The sequence below is a fragment of the Thermomonas sp. LB-4 genome (genome assembly GCF_036409385.1).
In the GTDB taxonomy this organism is placed as follows: domain Bacteria; phylum Pseudomonadota; class Gammaproteobacteria; order Xanthomonadales; family Xanthomonadaceae; genus Thermomonas.
In genome coordinates this window covers 43,301-62,346 of the sequence record NZ_JAXOFT010000006.1, presented here as the reverse complement: position 1 = coordinate 62,346, position 19,046 = coordinate 43,301, and the positions used below count along the sequence as shown (strand labels likewise).

The 19,046-nt window shown below is 71.7% G+C and carries 10 protein-coding genes; 6 read left to right on the top strand and 4 right to left on the bottom strand.

Annotated elements, in window-relative coordinates; translation table 11 throughout:
* The first annotated feature begins 43 nt into the window (after positions 1–43).
* The 4 genes from SPK54_RS06480 to SPK54_RS06465 are packed head-to-tail and all read left to right on the top strand — an operon-like array spanning position 44 to position 5,695.
* Entirely contained in the window at positions 44–3,142 is a 3,099-nt protein-coding gene (locus SPK54_RS06480) for a response regulator (protein ID WP_330947107.1), read from the top strand.
* Positions 3,115–3,963: a CheR family methyltransferase gene (locus SPK54_RS06475; RefSeq protein WP_330947106.1), complete on the top strand. Its 849-nt coding sequence runs from the start codon at positions 3,115–3,117 to the stop codon at positions 3,961–3,963. Before SPK54_RS06480 ends, SPK54_RS06475 begins: the two co-directional genes overlap by 28 nt.
* Positions 3,960–4,538, top strand: coding sequence for a chemotaxis protein CheB (locus SPK54_RS06470; RefSeq protein ID WP_190279781.1), 579 nt, complete (start codon positions 3,960–3,962; stop codon positions 4,536–4,538). Before SPK54_RS06475 ends, SPK54_RS06470 begins: the two co-directional genes overlap by 4 nt.
* Complete coding sequence (locus SPK54_RS06465) at positions 4,535–5,695, top strand: hybrid sensor histidine kinase/response regulator (RefSeq protein ID WP_330947105.1); 1,161 nt, start codon at positions 4,535–4,537, stop codon at positions 5,693–5,695. The genes SPK54_RS06470 and SPK54_RS06465 overlap by 4 nt, the downstream gene beginning before the upstream one ends.
* Positions 5,696–5,709: 14 nt before the next feature.
* Here the strand turns inward: SPK54_RS06465 and SPK54_RS06460 are convergent, their stop codons facing one another.
* On the bottom strand, positions 5,710–6,687 hold the full coding sequence (locus SPK54_RS06460; RefSeq protein ID WP_330947104.1) for a pyridoxal-phosphate dependent enzyme: 978 nt from the start codon (positions 6,685–6,687) through the stop codon (positions 5,710–5,712).
* A gap of 456 nt (positions 6,688–7,143) precedes the next feature.
* On the opposite strand from SPK54_RS06460, the gene mnmG reads away from it, so the two are divergent.
* Entirely contained in the window at positions 7,144–9,033 is a 1,890-nt protein-coding gene (gene mnmG, locus SPK54_RS06455) for a tRNA uridine-5-carboxymethylaminomethyl(34) synthesis enzyme MnmG (protein WP_330947103.1), read from the top strand.
* Between the two features lie 251 nt (positions 9,034–9,284).
* Positions 9,285–10,547, top strand: a complete 1,263-nt coding sequence (locus tag SPK54_RS06450) for a sialidase family protein (RefSeq protein WP_330947102.1) — start codon at positions 9,285–9,287, stop codon at positions 10,545–10,547.
* A gap of 39 nt (positions 10,548–10,586) precedes the next feature.
* On the opposite strand, the gene SPK54_RS06445 is transcribed toward SPK54_RS06450, so the two are convergent.
* From SPK54_RS06445 to glyS, 3 genes are all read right to left on the bottom strand, one after another.
* Entirely contained in the window at positions 10,587–14,498 is a 3,912-nt protein-coding gene (locus SPK54_RS06445; protein ID WP_330947101.1) for a translocation/assembly module TamB domain-containing protein, read from the bottom strand.
* A 22-nt stretch (positions 14,499–14,520) separates the two neighbouring features.
* On the bottom strand, positions 14,521–16,416 hold the full coding sequence (locus SPK54_RS06440) for an autotransporter assembly complex family protein (protein WP_330947100.1): 1,896 nt from the start codon (positions 16,414–16,416) through the stop codon (positions 14,521–14,523).
* Positions 16,417–16,726: 310 nt separating this feature from the next.
* On the bottom strand, positions 16,727–18,919 hold the full coding sequence (gene glyS, locus SPK54_RS06435) for a glycine--tRNA ligase subunit beta (protein ID WP_330947099.1): 2,193 nt from the start codon (positions 18,917–18,919) through the stop codon (positions 16,727–16,729).
* Between the last annotated feature and the right edge of the window lie 127 nt (positions 18,920–19,046).

Below are 19,046 nucleotides of genomic sequence, written 5' to 3'. Positions count from 1 at the left end.
CGCGGGTGCGGTTAGGCTAGGGCATTCCCCAACGGGTCCGCGCATGCCCCCCCAAGACATCCGGCAGCAAGCCGCCTGGATTGCGATCGTCCTGACCCTCGTGGTCACCCTGCTGCTGGATGCCATCACCCCGCTGGGTTATGCGGAATGGTGCATGTACTTCGTGGCGGTGGCGCTGGCGTTCTTCCAGGAACGGCCCCGCGGGCCGCTGCTGGTGGCGGCCATCGCCACGGTGCTGCTGGCCTCCGGCAGCTGGCTCTCGCCGGACGGCATCGATCCGTTCATGGCCAACCTCAACCGCGCCATCGGCGCGGCCGGCTGCTGGGTCCTGGCCTGGGTGGTGCGCGACGCCCTGCTGGCGCGCGTGCAGGTCAGCGAAGCGCTCTGGCTCGAGGAGAGCCTGGCCGAGCTGATGGTGGCGCTGCGTGGCACCCAGACGCCGGAGACGCTGGCGCGCAATGCGTTGGCGGTCCTGGCCTCGCGCCTGGAGGCACCGATCGGCGCGCTGTACCAGAGCACCGACACGGAGCTGGTGCTGGTGGGGGGGCTGGCGATGCCGCCCACCCAGCCGCGCAGCCTGCGCCCCGGCGACGGCGCGGTGGCGGAAACCGTGCGCAGCGGGCGCGCGCAGCGCATCGCGCCGGTGCAGACCTCGCACCTGCTGCTGTCCACCAGCCTGGGAACCAGTGCCCCGGGCGAACTGCTGCTGGCGCCGGTGACCGCGGATGGCGAGGTCACCGGCGCGTTCGAACTGGGCCGCATGGGCAAGTCGCGGATCTCGCCGCGGCTGGAGCTCAAGCTGATCCGCGCCGCCGGCGAGCCGATCGGGGTGGCGCTGCGCGCCGCCAACGTGCGCCAGCAGCTGCTGGACCTGCTGGAGGAAACCCAGCGTCAGGGCGCGGAGCTGCAGGCGCAGCAGGAAGAGCTGCAGGTGGCCAACGAGGAGCTGGAGGAACAGAGCAATTCGCTGCAGCAGTCGCAGGTGGTGCTGGAGGCCCAGCAGGCCGAGCTGGAGCAGACCAACGTGCACCTGGAGGAGCGCACCCGCGAGCTGGAGGCGCAGCGGCGCAGCCTGCTGGCAGCGCAGGCCGACCTGGAGCGCAACGCCCAGGCGCTGGCCGAGGCCAGCCGCTACAAATCCGAGTTCCTGGCGAACATGTCGCACGAGCTGCGCACGCCGCTCAACAGCGCGCTGATCCTGGCCAGGCTGCTGGCCGACAACAAGCCGGGCACGCTCACCGAGGAGCAGGTGCGCTACGCCAACGCCATCCATGCTTCCAACAATGACCTGCTGGCGCTGATCAACGACATCCTGGACCTGTCGCGGATCGAGGCCGGACACGTGGAGCTGGCGGCGGAACCGCTGGATCTGCAATGGGTGGCCACCCGCCTGCGCGAGATCTTCCAGCCGCTGGCCGCGGACAAGGGCCTGGCCCTGCGCATCGAGGGCGACTTCGATGCCGGCGGCGTGGGCGACGTGAAACGGCTCAAGCAGATCCTCAAGAACCTGCTGGCCAACGCAATCAAGTTCACCCCGCAGGGCGAGGTTTCGCTGCGCCTGCACGCGCGCGGCGACCGGCTGGTGTTCGTGGTCAGCGATACCGGCATCGGCATCGCGCCCGACCAGCAGGAACTGATTTTCGAGGCGTTCCGCCAGGCCGACGGCAGCACCAGCCGGAGTTTCGGCGGCACCGGGCTGGGGCTGTCGATCTCGCGCGACCTGGCGCGGCGCATGGGCGGCACCCTGGCCGTGCGCAGCACGCCGGGCGAAGGCAGCGTCTTCACGCTGGAGGTGCCGGCCGACATGAGCGCCGTCGCGCAGGCGTCGGCGATCCCCGAGCCCGCGCCTGCGGTCGATGCCGCTGCCGGCGTGATCGCCCAGGCGCCGCACGCGCGGCCGCCGGCGGATCCCCACGCGCCACCCCCGATGGGGCTGGTGCCCGATGACCGCGCCTGCCCCGCGCGGCCGGGCCGGCTGGTGCTGGTGGTGGAAGACGAGCCCGCGTTCGCCGCGGCGATGGTGGACATCGCCCACGACCTCGACTTCGACTGCGTGGTGGCCGCCAGCGCGGAGGAGGCGATCGCGCTGGCCGGCGAACTGGCGCCGTGCGGCATCCTCCTCGACATCGGCCTGCCCGATGGATCGGGCCTGGGCGTGCTGGAGCGGCTCAAGCGCAACCCGGCCACCCGCCACATCCCGGTGCACGTGGTGTCGGCGCTGGACCGCACCCAGCTCGCGCTGGAAATGGGCGCAGTGGGCTATCTGCGCAAACCGGCCACGCGGGAAATGCTGGGCGGCGTGCTGCGCGAACTGGAGTCGCGCGGCCGGCGCGAAGGCCAGCGCCTGCTGATCGTCGAGGACGACGCCGACCTGCGCGGCAGCCTGTGCGAACTGCTGGCGCGCGACGGCCTGGAGATCGTGGCGGTGGGCAGCGTGGACGAAGCGCGTCGGGCCCTGGCCGGCGCCCGTTTCGACTGCGTGGTGACCGACCTGGCGCTGGACGACGGCAGCGGCGATGCGCTGCTGGAGCAGATCGCGCGCGCCCAGGGCGCCGCCGCGCCGCCGGTCATCGTCTATACCGGCCGCGCGCTGGGGCGCGAGCAGGAGCAACGCCTGCGCCGGTTCTCCCGCAGCATCATCATCAAGGGCGCGCGCTCGCCGGAACGGCTGCTGGACGAAGTCACCCTGTTCCTGCACAGCGTGGAGGCGCAGCTGCCCGGCGACCAGCAGCGGTTGCTGGCCGAGGCGCGCCGCCGCGACAGCGCGCTGGACGGCCGCCGCGTGCTGCTGGTGGAAGACGACGTACGCAACATCTTCGCGCTGTCCAGCGTGCTGGAACCGCTGGGCGTGCGCCTGGACATCGCGCGCAACGGCCGCGAGGCGCTGGAGGCGCTGGAACGCCAGGACTTCGACCTGGTGCTGATGGACATCATGATGCCGGAGATGGACGGCCTGGAGGCGATGCGCCGGATCCGCGCGCAGCCGCGGCTGGCGGACCTGCCGATCATCGCGCTGACCGCCAAGGTGATGCACGACGACCGCCAGCGCTGCTTCGACGCCGGGGCCAGCGACTACATCGCCAAGCCCATCGACGTGGACAAGCTGGTGTCGCTGTGCAGGGTGTGGTGTTCGCGGCCGTGAACGAGGAGGCGCTGTTCGACCTGGAGGTGCGGCTGTTGCTGGAGGCGCTGTTCCAGCGCTACCACCACGACTTCCGCGAATACGCCATGGCCTCGGTGCGGCGGCGCGTGCGGCAGGCGATGCAGCGGCTGGACTGCGAGCGCGTGGCCGACCTGCAGCACCGCATCCTGCATGAGCCGGATGCGTTCGCGCAGGCGCTGCCGTTCTTCACCGTGCAGGTCTCGGAGATGTTCCGCGACCCGGCCTATTTCCTGGCGCTGCGCGAACACGTGGTGCCGGTGCTGCGCACCTATCCCTCGCTCAAGTTGTGGGTGGCCGGCTGCAGCCACGGCGAGGAAGTGTGGTCGCTGGCGATCCTGCTGGCCGAGGAGGGGCTGCTGGAGCGCACCCTGATCTATGCCACCGACATCAATCCGCAGGCGCTGCGCGCGGCGGAGAGCGCGACCTACGAGACCCGGCGGATCACCGGCTTCAGCAGGAATTACCAGGCCGCCGGCGGCACCGGCTCGCTGGCCGATTACTACAGCAGTGCCTATGGCCGCGCGGTGTTCGATCGCCGCCTGCGCAAGCACGTGGTGTTTGCCGACCACAGCCTGGCCACCGACGCGGTGTTTTCGGAAGTGCACATGGTGTCCTGCCGCAACGTGCTGATCTACTTCAATGCCGGGCTGCAGGACCGCGCGATCGGCCTGTTCCGCGAGGCCCTGGTGCATCGTGGCTTCCTTGGCCTTGGCAGCCGCGAGTCGCTGCGCTTCGGCGCCAACGCCGACGCGTTCGAGCCGCTGGTGCCGGCGCAGAAGCTGTTCCGGAAGCGGACATGAGCCTCCTGCAACCGACGCCGCGGGCGATCGTGATCGGTGCTTCCGCCGGCGGCGTGCTGGCAGTGCGCGAACTGCTGTCCGGCCTGCCGGCCGACTTCCCCTGCGCGCTGCTGGTGGTGATCCACCTTCCTCGCGGGCGCCCCAGCCAGCTGGCGGAAGTGATGGATGGCGCCGTTGCCCTGCCGGTGATGGAAGCCGAGGACAAGCAGCCCATCCTGCCCGGCCAGGTGCTGCTGGCGCCGCCGGACTACCACCTGATGGTCGAGGACGACGGGCACGTTGCGCTGTCCGTGGACGCGCCACCGATGTACTCGATGCCGTCGATCGACGTGCTGTTCGAATCCGCCGCGCATGTCTGGCAGCATGAACTGCTGGCGATCGTGCTGACCGGCGCCAGCGCCGATGGTGCGCAGGGTGCGGCCGCGGTCCGTCGCGCCGGGGGGCGGGTGTGGGTGCAGGATCCCGGCGAGGCGGAAATGCCGATGATGCCGGCAGCGGCGCTGGCGGCCGCGGGCGCCGATGCCGTGCTCACGCTGAAACAGATGGTCCAGCAACTGGCGGGGGTGGGTCGATGAATCTGTCGCAGGCGGAACCGGCACCGTTGCAGGCGAACGTGCTGGTGGTGGACGACGTGCCGCAGAACCTGATGGCGATGCGCGCGATCCTGGAGGACGAAGGCCTGTCGGTGCTGACCGCCGAATCCGGCGCGCAGGCGCTGGAGCTGCTGCTGACGCATACGGTCGCGGTGGCGCTGCTCGACATCAACATGCCGGAGATGAGCGGCTTCGACCTGGCCGAACTGATGCGCGGCTCCAGCCGCACCCGCGAGGTGCCGATCATCTTCCTGACCGCGTCGCCGCGCGACCTGCGCCGGATGTTCCGCGGCTACGACAGCGGCGCGGTGGATTTCCTGTACAAGCCGGTGGAGCCGCACGTCATCCTCAGCAAGGTGCGGGTGTTCGTGGAGATGGCCCGCCAGCGCGAACTGATGCGGCAGAACAACGAACGACTGGCGCGCGCGCTGTCGCTCAACGAAACCATGATCGCGGTGATGACGCACGACCTGCGCACGCCGCTGTCGGTGATCAGCCTGTGCGCCGAATCGCTGGAGCTGATGCCGCCGGAAACCGACCGCAGCCGCATCGCCGGGCGCATCCTCGACAGTGCCCACCGGATGGCGCGGATGATCGCCCAACTGCTCGATTTCTCGAAGATCCGCTCCGGCGTGCTGCGGCTGGAGCCGCGCGAGGGCGACCTGCGTGCGGTCGCCGACGAGGTGGCCGAGGAGTTCCGCCAATCCACGCCGGGCGTGGCGGTGGAGGTGGCCTGCGAAGGCACGCTGGGCGGCCGGTTCGACGTCGACCGCATGGCCCAGGTGCTGTCCAACCTGGTGGGCAACGCGGTCCGCCATGCCGCGGACGCGCGGGTTTCGCTGCAGCTGGACGGCAGCGATTGCAGCCGCCTGCAGGTGCAGGTGCGCAACCGCGGGCGGATCGACGACCAGCTGCTGCCGCGCCTGTTCGAACCCTTCAAGGGCAGCTTCCAGGCGTGCAACGGGCTGGGCCTTGGGCTGTACATCGTCGACCAGTTCGTGCGCGCCCACGGGGGTGAGGTGGTGGCCGCGAACCGCGATGGCGAGGTGGTGTTCAGCCTGTGGATTCCGCGCCAGCCCGCCGCGGCGGCGCCGGCGGGGGGCGCACAGGCGCACGCCGCGCCGCTGGCGCTGGACTGAGTTCCGGTCCGGCCTCAGGCGGCGCGGGCCAGCAGCGCCGGCAGCGCGTCCAGGTCGACGTTGCCGCCGGACAGCACGACGCCCACGCGGCGCCCGGCGAAGTGTTCCGGATGCGCCAGCACCGCCGCCAGCGCGATCGCCGACGAGGGCTCCACCAGCTGCTTGGTGCGCGTCCACAGCAGCCGCATCGCGGCCACGGTGCGCGCGTCGTCCACCGTCAGCACCTGCGCATCCGCGGTGCGCACCAGCGCGAAGTTGATCGCGCCGAGGCTGCCGCGCAGGCCGTCGCAGACGGTATCGGGCACGAAGTCGACGTCGAGCGCGCCGCGCGCGAACGAGCGCGCGCCGTCGGCCGCGCCTTCCGGCTCGGCGAGGAACAGCCTGCAGCGCGGGGCCAGCGCCCGCATCGCCAGCGCCGTGCCGGCCGCCAGCCCGCCGCCGCCCAGCGGCACCACCAACGCGTCAAGGTCTGGCTGCGCCGTCAGCAGCTCCAGCGCGGCGGTGCCCTGGCCCGCGATCACCCGCGGGTCGGTGTAGGGGTGCACCACGGTGCCGCCGGTCTCGGCCTGCACCTGCGCGCAGCTTGCTTCGCGCGCCGCGATCGTAGGCGCGCAGCGATGCAGGATCGCGCCGTAGTGTTCGATCGCCGCCAGCTTGGCCTGCACCGCGCCGTCCGGCACCACCACGTGGCAGGGGATGCCGCGCAGCTGCGCCGCCAGCGCCAGCGCCGCGCCGTGGTTGCCGGAGGAGTGCGTGACCACCCCGCGCGCGGCTTGCGTCGAGTCCAGCGAGAACACCGCGTTGCAGGCGCCGCGGAACTTGAACGCACCCGCGCGCTGCAGCTGTTCGGCCTTGAAGTGCAGGGTCGCCCCGGCCTCCGCGTCGAGCGCGCGCGAGGTCAGGACCGGGGTGGCGTGGGCGTGCGGGGCGATGCGCGCGGCGGCATCGAAGATGTCGTCGATGCCGGGCGCCGGCAGCTCGTCGGTAGTCATCGGCGCATGCTAGCGCATGCCATTTCGGCGGCCGCGGCGCGCTGCGGCCGCGCACTTTGTGCGCGCCGTCACAGCCTGAACCGGAGATTGTCGAAACATGGACCCGTGGCGTCACATCGCGCCGGTTCGCGCTAATCTAATCGCGCCGGTGCCTTGCGGGATTCTCCGGATCCCCCCTGTTCCGCGTCCCGCGGGCACCGGCGCTTTTCCTTCCGGTCCGCCTTGCCGACCTCGGTTGGCTGGATCGATGCGCATGCCGATGCGGCCGGAAACAAAGTGGGGGCCGGCTGTCCCCCGACAACCGGCCCCCGTAGCGTCCCCGTCCTGCGCGCAATCGGCCCCTGTTCAGTCCGATCATCGCCAGCTGGCGTGCCAGGGCGGGTGCTGATCTTTCCAAAGCATGAAACGTGCCAACCCTGCCCAGCCGTGTCCTGCGCGGCGCGCGATAATGCCCGCATGAGCGCCAGCTTCTACAACTTCGACGTCATCGTCATCGGCGGCGGCCATGCCGGCACCGAAGCCGCGCTGGCGTCCGCCCGCGCCGGTGCGCGCACGCTGCTGCTGACCCACAGCATCGAAACCGTGGGCGCGATGAGCTGCAACCCCGCCATCGGCGGCATCGGCAAGGGCCACCTGGTCAAGGAGATCGACGCGCTGGGCGGCATCATGGCGCGCGCCGCGGACGCCGCCGGCATCCAGTGGCGCACGCTCAATGCGTCGAAAGGCCCCGCCGTGCGCGCCACCCGCTGCCAGGCCGACCGGTCGCTGTACCGCGCCTTCATCCGCCGCGCGGTGGAGACCCAGGCCGGCCTCACGGTGTTCCAGGCCGCGGTCGACGACCTGGTCATCGAGCAGGACGCCGTGCGCGGCGCGATCACCAGCACCGGCCTGCGCTTCCACGCACCGGCCGTGGTGCTCACCGCCGGTACCTTCCTCGCCGGCAAGATCCACATCGGCGAGACCCAGTACGCCGCCGGCCGCATGGGCGATCCGCCGTCCACCGCACTGGCGCACAAGCTGCGCGAAGGCCGCTTCGTGGTCGACCGGCTGAAGACCGGCACGCCACCGCGCATCGATGGCCGCACGCTGGACTATTCGGTGATGACTGAACAGCCCGGCGACGACCCGCGCCCGGTGATGTCGTTCATGGGCAGCCACGCGGACCAGCCGGCGCAGGTCAGCTGCTGGATCACCGACACCTGCGAGCGCACCCACCAGATCATCCGCGACGCGCTGCACCGCAGCCCGCTGTACTCGGGCCAGATCGAAGGCATCGGCCCGCGCTACTGCCCGTCGATCGAGGACAAGGTGGTGCGCTTTGCCGAGAAGGCGTCCCACCAGATCTTCGTCGAGCCGGAAGGGTTGGGCGTCAGCGAGATCTATCCGAACGGCATTTCCACCTCGCTGCCGTTCGACGTGCAGCTGGCGCTGGTGCGCAGCATCCGCGGCTTCGAGCAGGCGCACATCACCCGCCCCGGCTACGCCATCGAATACGACTTCTTCGATCCGCGCGGGCTCAAGGCCTCGCTGGAAACCAAGGCGGTGGCGGGGCTGTTCTTCGCCGGCCAGATCAACGGCACCACCGGCTACGAGGAGGCCGCCGCGCAGGGCCTGCTGGCCGGCGCCAACGCCGCGCGCTTCGTCCGCCAGCAGGACGCATGGACCCTGCGTCGCGACGAGGCCTACCTCGGCGTGCTGGTCGACGACCTGATCACCCACGGCACCTCCGAGCCCTACCGCATGTTCACCAGCCGCGCCGAATACCGGCTGCAATTGCGCGAGGACAATGCCGATGCGCGGCTCACGCCGGCGGGCCGCGACCTCGGGCTGGTGGACGATGTGCGCTGGGAGAAGTTCTCGCGCAAGCGCGATGCCATCGCCGCCGAAACCGCGCGGCTGTCGGCGCTGTGGGCGGCGCCGAACAATGCCCTGGGCGCCGCGCTGGCGCGCCATCTCGGCGTCGAGGTCAGCCGCGAGAACAGCGCGCTGGACCTGCTGCGCCGCCCCGAACTCGATTACGCCGCACTGATGCGGGTGCCGGAGCTGGGGCCGGCGGTGGACGATCCGAAGGTGGCCGAACAGGTCGAGATCGAAACCAAGTACGCTGGCTACCTGGACCGCCAGCGCGAGGAGATCGCGCGCCAGCGCCGCCACGAGGCCACCCCTATCCCCGATGCGTTCGATTACGTGGGCGTGCGCGGGCTGTCCGCCGAGGTGCTGCAGAAGCTCCAGCGCGTGCGCCCGCAGACCGTCGGCCAGGCGCAGCGCATCCCCGGCGTGACCCCGGCGGCAATCGCGCTGCTGCTGGTGCACCTGGAGCGCGCGCGGCGCGAACGCGCGGCCTGACACTTTCCGTCTGCCGGTCATGCGGGTCAGCCGGCCCCGCCGCGATTTCCGGTCTCCCCGCTGTGCGATACGGCTGAGCTGGCCCTCGGCCATTTCCCTTCTCCCGCTGTGCGGAGAGAAGGGCAGCAGGTGGCGATGCGACCCCCTGAGCCCGTCTCAATTTTCCTTCTCCCCCATGCAACGGGGAGAAGGGAAACAGGCCGCATCTGCAATGCGGGGAAGGAACCCATCGCCCGGCGTATCCTTCGCCCATGAACACACGCACTGCATTCGCTTTCGCGCTCGCTTGCTCGCTGCCGCTGCTTGCCGCCTGCAAGCGCGAAGCCCCGCCCGCCAGTTCGGGCAGCGGCGACTACGCCGCCCAGACATGGGTGCTGCCCGCGGAAGCCGGGTCGATGGCGCCGGACCTGGTGCTGGCGCCGGGCGAACGCGTGCTGCTGAGCTGGATCAACCGCCGCGAAGGCCGGCGCAACGCGCTGCAGTTCGCTTCCTACACCGAGCAGGCCGGCTGGCAGAGCCAGCCGCGCACGATCGCGGTGGGCAATTCGCTGATCGCCAACGCGGCCGATACGCCGCACCTGCTGGCCACGCCCGACGGCGCGCTGTGGGCGCAGTGGCTGCAGCGCCAGCCGGACGATGCCGGCGGCTACGACCTGGTGCTGGCGCGCTCGCGCGACGGCGGCATGGCCTGGACCCAGATCACCCGCGTCAACGACGACGCGCAGCCGGTTGAACATGGTTTCGCCGCGCTGTGGGCGGATGGTGCGGACGCGGCGGGCATCGCCTGGCTGGACGGCCGCGCGCAGGATGCAGCGGAAGCACACGCCGGGCACCAGTCGTCGACCGGCGCGATGCAGCTGCGCTCCAACCGCTTCGACATGAGCCTGAACCGCGGCGCCGATGCGGTAGTCGATGCGCGCAGCTGCGACTGCTGCCAGACCGCCGTGGCGCTGACCGCGCGCGGCCCGCTGCTGGCGTACCGCGACCGCGGCGACGACGAGATCCGCGACATCGCGGTGTCGCGGCTCGAAAACGGCGCCTGGACCGCGCCCAAGGCCGTCCACGCCGACGGCTGGAAGATCGACGCCTGCCCGGTGGCCGGCCCGGCGCTGGCCGCGTCCGGCGACACTGCGGTGGTGGCCTGGTACAGCGAGGCCGGCGGTACGCCGACGCTGCGGCTGGCGCGCAGCCCGAATTCCGGCGAGCGCTTCTTCGCGCCGGTCACGCTGGATGCCGGCGCCGCGGTGCTGGGCCGCGCCGCGGTGGCCATCGACGCGCAGCAGGTGTGGGTGGCCTGGCTGCGCGAAGATACGCAGGGACAGGCGCTGATGCTGGCGCGCTACCCACTCGACCTGTCGAAGCCGCTGCAAAAGATCGAGGTCGCCAAGCTGGGCGCGCGCGGCCTGGCCAGCGGCTATCCGAAGCTGGCGGTGGATGCCGGCGGCGCGTGGCTGGTGTGGACCGACGTGGCCAAGGGCGTCGCCCACCTGAAGGGCGCGCGGATCGCGCGCTGAAGCCGGACAGCGCACCGACGCGGTGGCGGCCGCGTCCCATCACTTTTCCGTCCGCCAGTTCACCGAGGCGCGGTTCTCGATGGTGGACGATTCGATCTGGATGTCGAAGCCCTTGCGCAGCAGGTATTTCAACGTGACCACCTGGCCGGTGCCGAGCAGGGACACGCCGTAGCTGACGTAGAGCTTGGGCGACAGGTACTTGCCGATGCCCAGGACTTCCGCGCCGAGCGCGCGCGAGGTGCTCACGCCGGCGTCGTCCAGGCCGATGCGCGCGCCCAGCTGGGCGGTCAGCAGGCCCACGCCGGCGTTGAGCGCGGACCTGGCGACGTCGAGCTGCTGCATCTCGCGGCTGCTCAGGCTTGGCAGCGGGCGTCCGAGGGTGAGGTAGGCCAACGCCTCGGACTGGCTCATCGCCGGGTCCGACCAGACGCTGGCGACCGGCGCGGACGCGCGTCCAGTCACCTGCACGCCGGCGGTGACCGCGCCGACTTCGCGCTGGGCGCGGATGTCCAGCCGCGGGTCGCCGGCGCGCGCGTTCGACCACAGCAGCCGGCCGCGGGTGATGCGCAGGTCCTGGCCGTAGGCGCGATAGCGTCCGCCGACCTCCAGCGCGCCGGTGGCGCGCAGTTCGCCGCCGGGCGGCTGGCGCACTCGCAGGCTGCCGCCCAGCGTGCCGGCCAGGCCATAGCCGTCCAGGCGCACCCGCTCGCCCACCGTGACCAGCACGTCGAGCTCCAGCGGCAGCGGGACCGCCGCGGCGCGCTGCGTATCGACCGGATCCAGCACCACCACGTCGGGCGAGGGCGAAACGCCCATGTCCAGCCGCTCCAGATGCAGCTCGGCCTCGGGGACCGCCACCGTGCCGCGCACCTGCAGCGGCGCGCCGGCGCGATAGCTGACCGCGATGTCGGGCGAGGCGAGGATGCGCACCTGGCGGGTATCGGCCAGCAGCACGTCGGTGCCGCGCAGGTTGAGCTGCAGCGGGGTGGCGTCGTCCAGCCAACCCAGGCTGCCATCGATCTGCAGGGCGCCCCTGCCGGTGCCCAGGCTGCCGGCGATCAGCGCACTGCCGTCCTCGCGCGCCTGCAGGCGCACCTCGCCCTCCTGCACGGCGATGCCCAGCGCGGGCAGCTCGGCGGCGAACTCCCGCAGCGCGCCGCTGCCGCCCAGCAGCGGGCGGGCGCGGGTGCCGGCCAGGCGCAGGTCCAGGTCCAGCGTGCCCGCGGGCTGGACGATGTCGGGCGAGAACAGTTCCAGCCAGCCCAGTTCGCGCAGGTTGGCCTTCAGGCTGCCGACCAGCGGCGCGTAGTCGTCCCAGCCGGTGGCGACGCGGGCGTCGATGCGTCCGCCCTTCGCCAGCGCGGTGGCCAGGGTGGCGTCGATGCGCTGCGGATCGAAGCGCGCGTCCAGCTGCAGCTCGCGGTAGCCCAGCAGGTCGCGGCGCGCGCGCGGGCCGTTGCGCAGGCCGCCGCTGGCCGAGCTGGCGCTGGCGGTGGCGCGCCAGGAACCGCCCTGCGGGCGCAGCTGCGCGACGAGGTCGAGCTGGCCGGCGAAGGCCCACGCGCGGCCGTCCTCGCGTCTGGGCAGCCAGTCCGAAGCCAGCGCCAGCGGCAGGTCGCTGCCGCGCAGATCCACGCCGCGGCGCGGCCAGTCGGCGCTGGCGCACAGCGTGCCGCCCAGCGCGGACTGCATGCAGGTGGAAGACAGCGCGCCGCTGCGGCCGTCCCAGGACCAGGTGGCGGGCTGTTGCAGCGTCCACTTCGCCGCCGCAGCCGGCGCCAGCGACAGCGTTGCCAACCCGCCCTGCCAGCGCGCGCCCTGCTTCCGCGCACTGCCGGCCAGCGCCAGCGCGGCGCGGTCGTTGCCGGCGTCCACGTCGAAGCGCAGCCGCTCCACCGCGCCGCGCAGCGAGGCGTGCAGGCGGGTCAGCGGCAGGCCGGCCTGCACGCCGTCGGCATCGATCAGCAGCGCGCCATCGCCTTGCCGCCACGGCAACCTGCCTTTTGCCTGCACGCGGGAGGCGCGGTAGTCGCCGAAGGCCAGATCGCTGCCGGCCAGATCCACCGCCACGTCCGGCGCGTTGCGGGCGCCGCGCAGGGTCAGGCTGCCGCGCAGCATGCCCTTGCCGCCCGGCAGCAGGTCGTCCAGCCGCAGCGGCGCGAACTTCGCGTCCACGGCGATGGCGGATGCCATGCTGCCCTTGGCCTGGATGCGGCTGTCGCCCAGCGCCAGCGCGAGGTCGCCGGCATAGGCATCGCCGTCGATATCGACCTGGCCGCGCCCGGCCAGCGCGCGCCCGCGCAGGGTGCCGCCCAACTCGCGCGCCTCGACGTGGGCGAGCAGCCCCTTGCCGTCGCGCAATGCGCCGCTGCTGCGCAGCGCGCCGTCGATGGCGCCCGGCCAGTCCGGCGCGAAGTAGCCGGGGTCGAAGCCGGCCAGCTGCGCCTGCGCCTGCCACCGCAGCGCCGGCGTCCATGCCAGCGTGCCGCTGGCGTCCAGCCGGCCCTGCGGCATCGCCGCGCGCAGGCGTTGGAAACGCATGCCGTCGCGATCGCCGCTGCCGGTCACGTCGACGGTGGCGCGGTCTTCGCCGCGGGCCAGTCGCGCCTGGCCCTGCAGCGCCCAGCGCTCCGGCTTGCCGGCAATGCCGAGGTCCGCATCGGCCAGCACCGCGGTGTTGCCCGCGGCGTCCTGCCAGCGCAGCCCGCGCGCGTTCAGCGCCAGCTTGAGCGAGGCGTTGGCCGGATCGCGCAGGTCGGCCACGCCGTTGGCGACGATGCGGCCACCCAGCGTGGCCACCGCCAGCGGCTGCAGCTGCAGCCGCTGGTCCTGCAGCTGCAGGCTGGAGGGCAGCACCGCCAGGGTGAAATCGCCGCGCTGCAGCTCGCCCTGCAGCCGGGCGTCGCCCGCGGTGCCGCTGGCCGCAAGCGTGAAGCGCAGCGGCACGCCTGTTCCGCCGCCGGTCAGCAGGCCGATGTCGAGTGCGTCGCTGCCGGCGTCCAGCTGCCAGCGCGGCGCGTCGGCGGCGCCGTGCAGGGTCAGGGTGGCGCGCAGCGGCGCGGGCGCGCGCCCGGCCACCGCCACCACCATCCGCGACAGGTCGCCGCGCGCCACCAGCCCCAGCCGCGGCGCGGTCTGCCCGGCCGGCGCCGGCAGCACCGCGGTGGCGAGCAGATCGCTGCGGTAGCGGTCGGCGGGCGCGTAATCGCCGTGCAGGGCGAAGCGGCCGCGGTCGCTGTCCACGGCGAGGTGTTCGACGTGCAGGCGGCCGCTGCGCGCGTCCAGCCCGCCGCGCGCGCGCCGGATGTCGATCAGCGGCTGGCCGTCCTGCAGCACGCGCAGGCCGTCGATGCGGATCGCGTCGGCGCGCAGGTCCAGCGGCGGCTCGATGGCCGGCAGCACGTCGGGCCAGCGCGGCAGTTCGAACGGAGTATCGCTGCGCGGCAGGTCGAGGGTGGCACCGGCCACGTCCAGCGCGTCCAGGCGCAGGGTGCGGCCCAGCAGCGGGCGGATCGCCGGATCCAGCACCAGCGTGCGCGCGCTGAACACGATGGTGCCCATCGCGCAGCTGGCCTGCGGCGTCGGCACGCAGTCGGGATCGCGCTGGCGCGGCAGCGAGAAGTGCACGCCGCGCAGGATCATCGGCCCGGACACCGGGCCTTCCGCCCGATCCCAGGTGAGCACGGCGTCGGCCGGCAGGCGCGAAACGATCTGCCGCAGCAGGAAGTCGCGACCGCCGATGGTGCTGACCAGCCACCAGACCGCCGCCACCGCCAGCAGCCCCACCGTGCCGATGCCGATGCCGCTGCGGATCGCCAGCTTGCGTCGGCGCCGGTGTCGCAGCACCCGCAGCTCGGCAATCCGCGCCTCGCGCTGCTCGCGGCTGGCATCGGCCGGCAGCGGTTCCAGCCCGTAGCGGCGGTAGCGGCGGTAGCGCTCGCGCCAGTTCACGGCCGTGCCCCCGCGTGCGCGTTCACAGGTCGGCACCGATGTTGAGGTGCAGGGTGATCGGCGAGTCGGGCGAGTTGAGCCCGTGCGCGATGTCGATGCGTACCGGCCCCACCGGCGAGCGCCAGCGCAGGCCGAGGCCGATGCCGGTGTGCAGGTCGGCATCGCGGCCTTCGAACGCGCTGCCGGTGTCCACGAACACCGCCAGGCCCCACGGGCCGCGGATGAAGCGCTCGTACTCCAGGCTGGCGGTGACCACGTTGGACGCGCCGGTGAAGTAGTCGCCACCGCTGGTGGCGATGCGCGGGCCGATCTCGTGCCAGCCGTAGCCGCGCACGCTGCGGTCGCCACCGGCGTAGAAGCGCAGGCTGGGCGGCAGGTCCAGCACGTCGCGGGTGAAGGTGTGGCCCAGCTCGCCGCGCGCGATCAGCCGGCTGTCGGCGTCGAGCCCGTGGAACCACTGCACGCTGGCGTGCAGCTGGGCGAAGCGCGCGTCGAAATCGCTGCCGCCCTTGCCGCCGCGCAGGGTCAGGGTGCCGCCGGCGCCGTGCCGCGGCGCCATCCGGTTGTCGACGTCGATGTACTCGGCGCGCAGCGAGGGATACACGAAACTGGCGAACTGGTACGCCTGCACCGGCCTGGTCAGCGTGGTGTAGGCCCAGCGCTCGCGCAGCACGTGCAGCGAGGCGACCAGGTTGAGGCGGTCGTTGAACTGGCCGCTGCGGCTGCCCACCAGCTCCAGCCGGCGACTGTTGACGTAGTCGGTCTGCTCGTCGGCGGCCTGCAGGCTGGCGGTGTACCAGCCGTCCAGCCAGGCGAAGGCGGGGATGCGGTACTGCACGGTGGCGGTCTTGCGCTTGTTGCCCCAATCCACCTGCGCCAGCGCCTTGTGTCCGCGGCGGTTGAGGTAGCGCCGCTCCACCCCGGCGCTGATGCCGGCGCCGCTCAGCGTGCCGTAGCTGGCACCGGCGCTGTAGATGCTGCGCTTGGCCGGGGCCAGCTCCACCTCCACCGGCACCTGCTGCGCGCCGGCCTTGCCTGGCGCGGCCTGCACGTCGACCAGGGCGAAGTAGTCCAGCGCCACCAGCGATTTGCGCAGGCGCTCCAGTTCGGCCTGATCGTAAGGCTGGCCTGGCGACCACGGCACCAGCTTGCGCAGCAGGCGCGGGTCGATGGCGGCCGTGGGCGTCTGGGTGAAGCGGGCTTCGCCCAGCGCGTGGCGGGCACCGCTGGTCCAGCGCAGGTCGATGTCGGCGGCCTGCTGCGCGCGCGTCACTTCGACCCGATGGCTGGCCAGCGCGGCGTCGAAATAGCCGTGCTCGGCCAGCGCCACTGCGATCCGCGCCTTGCCGGCTTCGTACAGGCGATGGTCGAGCACCGCGCCAACGCGCGGCTCGAACGCCGCCAGCGCCTCGCCGACGCGGCGGTCGTCGCCACCGGGTCCTGCCACCCCCAGTTCGAGCGCGCGCACCCGCACCGGCTGGCCCGGATCAATGCGAATGGTCACGGTCAGCACGCGGTCGCGGCCGCCGTTGCCGCGCGCATCCGCTGCATCGACAGGGTCGGCGTTGGCGTCGGCCTCGCTGTCGTTGCCCTCTTCGTCCGCACTGTCGGCGTCAGCGCCCGCGGCGGGCGCGGTGCGGTCGCTGCGCTCCACGCTGATCGTCGGCGAGTAGTAGCCGAACGGCTCCAGCGCCCGCCTTGCCTCGTCTTCGGCCACCCGCAGCAGATGCCCCAGCCGGCGCGCGCGCAGGTCGCGGTCCAACTCGTCGTTCAGCGACAGCGCGCTGCGCACATTGGCTTCCATCGCCTCGTCGCGCAGGCCGACGATCTCCAGCTTCTGCACCTTGATCGCCCACGCGGGCGCGGTGGCCAACAGGCAGGCGAGCAGCAGCGGCAGGCGAAAGGGGAGTGCGGGCATCGCCGCATGATACCGGCGCCGCGTCAACGCGCCATTAACCAGGACCGGGGCGCGCAGGGGACAGGTGCAGGAGGCCAGCGTCCCTCCTCGTGCAGGAGCAACCGAAAGGGCGCGAAAGCGTCCCGCAGGATCGCGCGAATGCATCGGGCCGCTTGCGGCGCGCCTGCAGGAGGGCTGCGGTGCATCGACGCCCGCGGATGCGTCTTCTGTAGGAGCAACTGAAAGGGCGCGACGCGTTTGACATGATTTCGCGAAAGCGTTCGCGCCCCTGCGGCGCGCTCCTACGGGTTCTGGAGAGTTGGCGGCTCGATCAGGCCGACAGGTGCTCGATCGCCGCCACGCTGCCGAGGCGATCCGCCAGCCGCTTCAGCAGGGCCAGGCGGTTGGCGCGCACGGCCGGGTCGTCGGCGTTGACCATCACCGCGTCGAAGAACGCGTCCACCGGCGCGCGCAGCGCCGCCAGCCGGGTCAGCACGCTGACGTAATCGCCCTGCGCCAGCGCCGGGCCGGTCTCGGCATAGGCGGCTTCCACCGCCTCGGCCAGCGCCAGCTCGGCCGGTTCGCGCAGCAGCGCCGCGTCCTCCATCGCCGGGATGGCGATGTCCGCCTTCTTCAGGATGTTGCCGATGCGCTTGTTGGCGGCGGCCAGCGCCGCCGCCTCCGGCAGCTGCGCGAAGGTGCCGATGGCGTCGAGGCGGCGGTCGAAGTCGTACAGCGAGGCCGGCTTCGGTTCGGCGACGGCGTTGAACTGCGAGGCCGGCACGCCCTTGTCGGCGTAGTAGCCGCGCAGGCGGTCGAGGATGAAGTCGTAGAGTTCGCGCGTTGTCTTAATTTGATCTTCCATGGAAATGTCATGGAGAGACTCGTACCAAGCATGCGGAACGTGCGTAGACAGTCCGACATCGCGTGCTTTCGTCGCTAACTCTTCTGCATTCTTCAAGCGATCAGATTTCATATGCGCGTCTACATGCTCTAGCGCGTAGAAAATCTGCACGGGCAGATTGAGCTCAAAGCCACTCTCAATGATCGTCCGCGCCAGCCCCAGCGCATTGCGCCGCAGCGCGAACGGGTCCTTGTTGCCGGTCGGCTTCAGGCCCGCGGCAAAGCCGCCGGCCAGCGTGTCCAGGCGCTCGGCGATCGCCAGTACCTTGCCGAGTTGCGAGGCCGCGATGTCGTCGGCGGCGAAGCGCGGGCGGTAGGCCTCGTCGATGGCCAGCGCCACCTCGTCGGCTTCGCCCGCGCGCTGCGCGTAGTAGCGGCCGGCGATGCCCTGCAGCTCCGGGAACTCGTTGACCATGCGGCTTTGCAGGTCGTTCTTGGCCAGCAGCGCCGCGCGCTTCGCCTGCCCCGCATCGGCGCCGACTTGCGCTGCAATGGCCTCGGCCAGCGCGGCCACGCGCGCCACCTTGTCGGCCACGCTGCCCAGCTTGGCCTGATAGGTGACGGTCTTCAGGCCCTCGCCCATCGCTGCGAGGCCCTGCTTGAGATCCTCGTCGAAGAAGAACTTGGCGTCGCTGAAGCGCGGGCGGATCACGCGCTCGTAGCCCTTGCGGATTTCCGCGGCGTCCTTCGACTCGATGTTGGCGATGCCGATGAAGTGCTCGGTCAGCCGGCCCTGCGCGTCCAGCACCGGGAAGAACTTCTGGTTGGCTTCCATGGTTTCGACCAGCGCTTCCTGCGGCACCGCCAGGAACTCGCGCTCGAACGCGCAGGCCACCGCTACCGGCCATTCGTTGAGGCAGTTCACCTGCTCCAGGTTGCCATCGTCGATGCGGGCGTTGCCGCCGGCGCCCTGCGCCGCGCGCTGCACTTCATCGACGATGCGCGCGCGGCGCTTGTCCGGATCGACCAGGACGAAGGCCTGGCGCAGGGCTTCGACGTAGTCCTGCGGCTGCGCAATGGCGACGTTGCCCGGCGCGTGGAAGCGATGCCCGCGCGAGTGCCGGCCGGCGCGGATGCCCAGTGCCTCCACGTTGGCCACGGTGCCGCCCAGCAGCGCCACCAGCCAGTGCAGCGGGCGGGCGAAGCCGTAGGCGTGGTCGCCCCAGCGCATCGGCTTGGGGATCGGCATCGCGGCCAGCGCCTCGTCCAGCACGCCTTGCAGCAGGTCGAGGGTCAGCGCGCCCGGCGTGGTGGCGCGGTGGACGAAGCGTTCGCCCTTGCCGTCGGTGGTCTTGCCCAGCTGCGTCCAGTCGATGCCTGCCTTGGCCGCGAAGCCCTGCAACGCGCGGGTCGGCTGGCCGTCCGCGTCCAGCGCGATGTTCAGGTACGGTCCCAGCACTTCCGAGGTCTGTTCCGGTTGCTCGATGGCCACGCCCGGCAGCAGCACCGCCAGCCGGCGCGGCGAATACAGCGGCTTGGCGTCGCCGCGCTCGATGGCCACGCCGCGCTTATCCAGCGCGGCGATGACGCCGTCGAAGAACGCCTGCGCCAGCCCGGGCAGCGCCTTGACCGGGAGTTCCTCGGTGCCGAGTTCGATCAGGAGGGGTTGCATCGTCGTCATGCGAAAAGCCTTTGCTTTTTTTTGCTCGTCATTCCCGCGAAGGCGGGTCGCTCTGACAGACGAATGTCTGTCCAATCCATTTGTTGCCTCTTTTCAAGGCACTTCAAAAGCTGGATTCCCGCCTTCG

What these genes read in the sequence shown, in the direction of transcription:
- SPK54_RS06460 (WP_330947104.1), bottom strand. Translation starts at nt 6,687, where the DNA reads ATGACTACCGACGAGCTGCCGGCGCCCGGCATCGACGACATCTTCGAT.
- SPK54_RS06450 (WP_330947102.1), top strand. Translation starts at nt 9,285, where the DNA reads ATGAACACACGCACTGCATTCGCTTTCGCGCTCGCTTGCTCGCTGCCG.
- SPK54_RS06470 (WP_190279781.1), top strand. Translation starts at nt 3,960, where the DNA reads ATGAGCCTCCTGCAACCGACGCCGCGGGCGATCGTGATCGGTGCTTCC.
- SPK54_RS06440 (WP_330947100.1), bottom strand. Translation starts at nt 16,416, where the DNA reads ATGCCCGCACTCCCCTTTCGCCTGCCGCTGCTGCTCGCCTGCCTGTTG.
- glyS (WP_330947099.1), bottom strand. Translation starts at nt 18,919, where the DNA reads ATGACGACGATGCAACCCCTCCTGATCGAACTCGGCACCGAGGAACTC.
- SPK54_RS06480 (WP_330947107.1), top strand. Translation starts at nt 44, where the DNA reads ATGCCCCCCCAAGACATCCGGCAGCAAGCCGCCTGGATTGCGATCGTC.
- mnmG (WP_330947103.1), top strand. Translation starts at nt 7,144, where the DNA reads ATGAGCGCCAGCTTCTACAACTTCGACGTCATCGTCATCGGCGGCGGC.
- SPK54_RS06465 (WP_330947105.1), top strand. Translation starts at nt 4,535, where the DNA reads ATGAATCTGTCGCAGGCGGAACCGGCACCGTTGCAGGCGAACGTGCTG.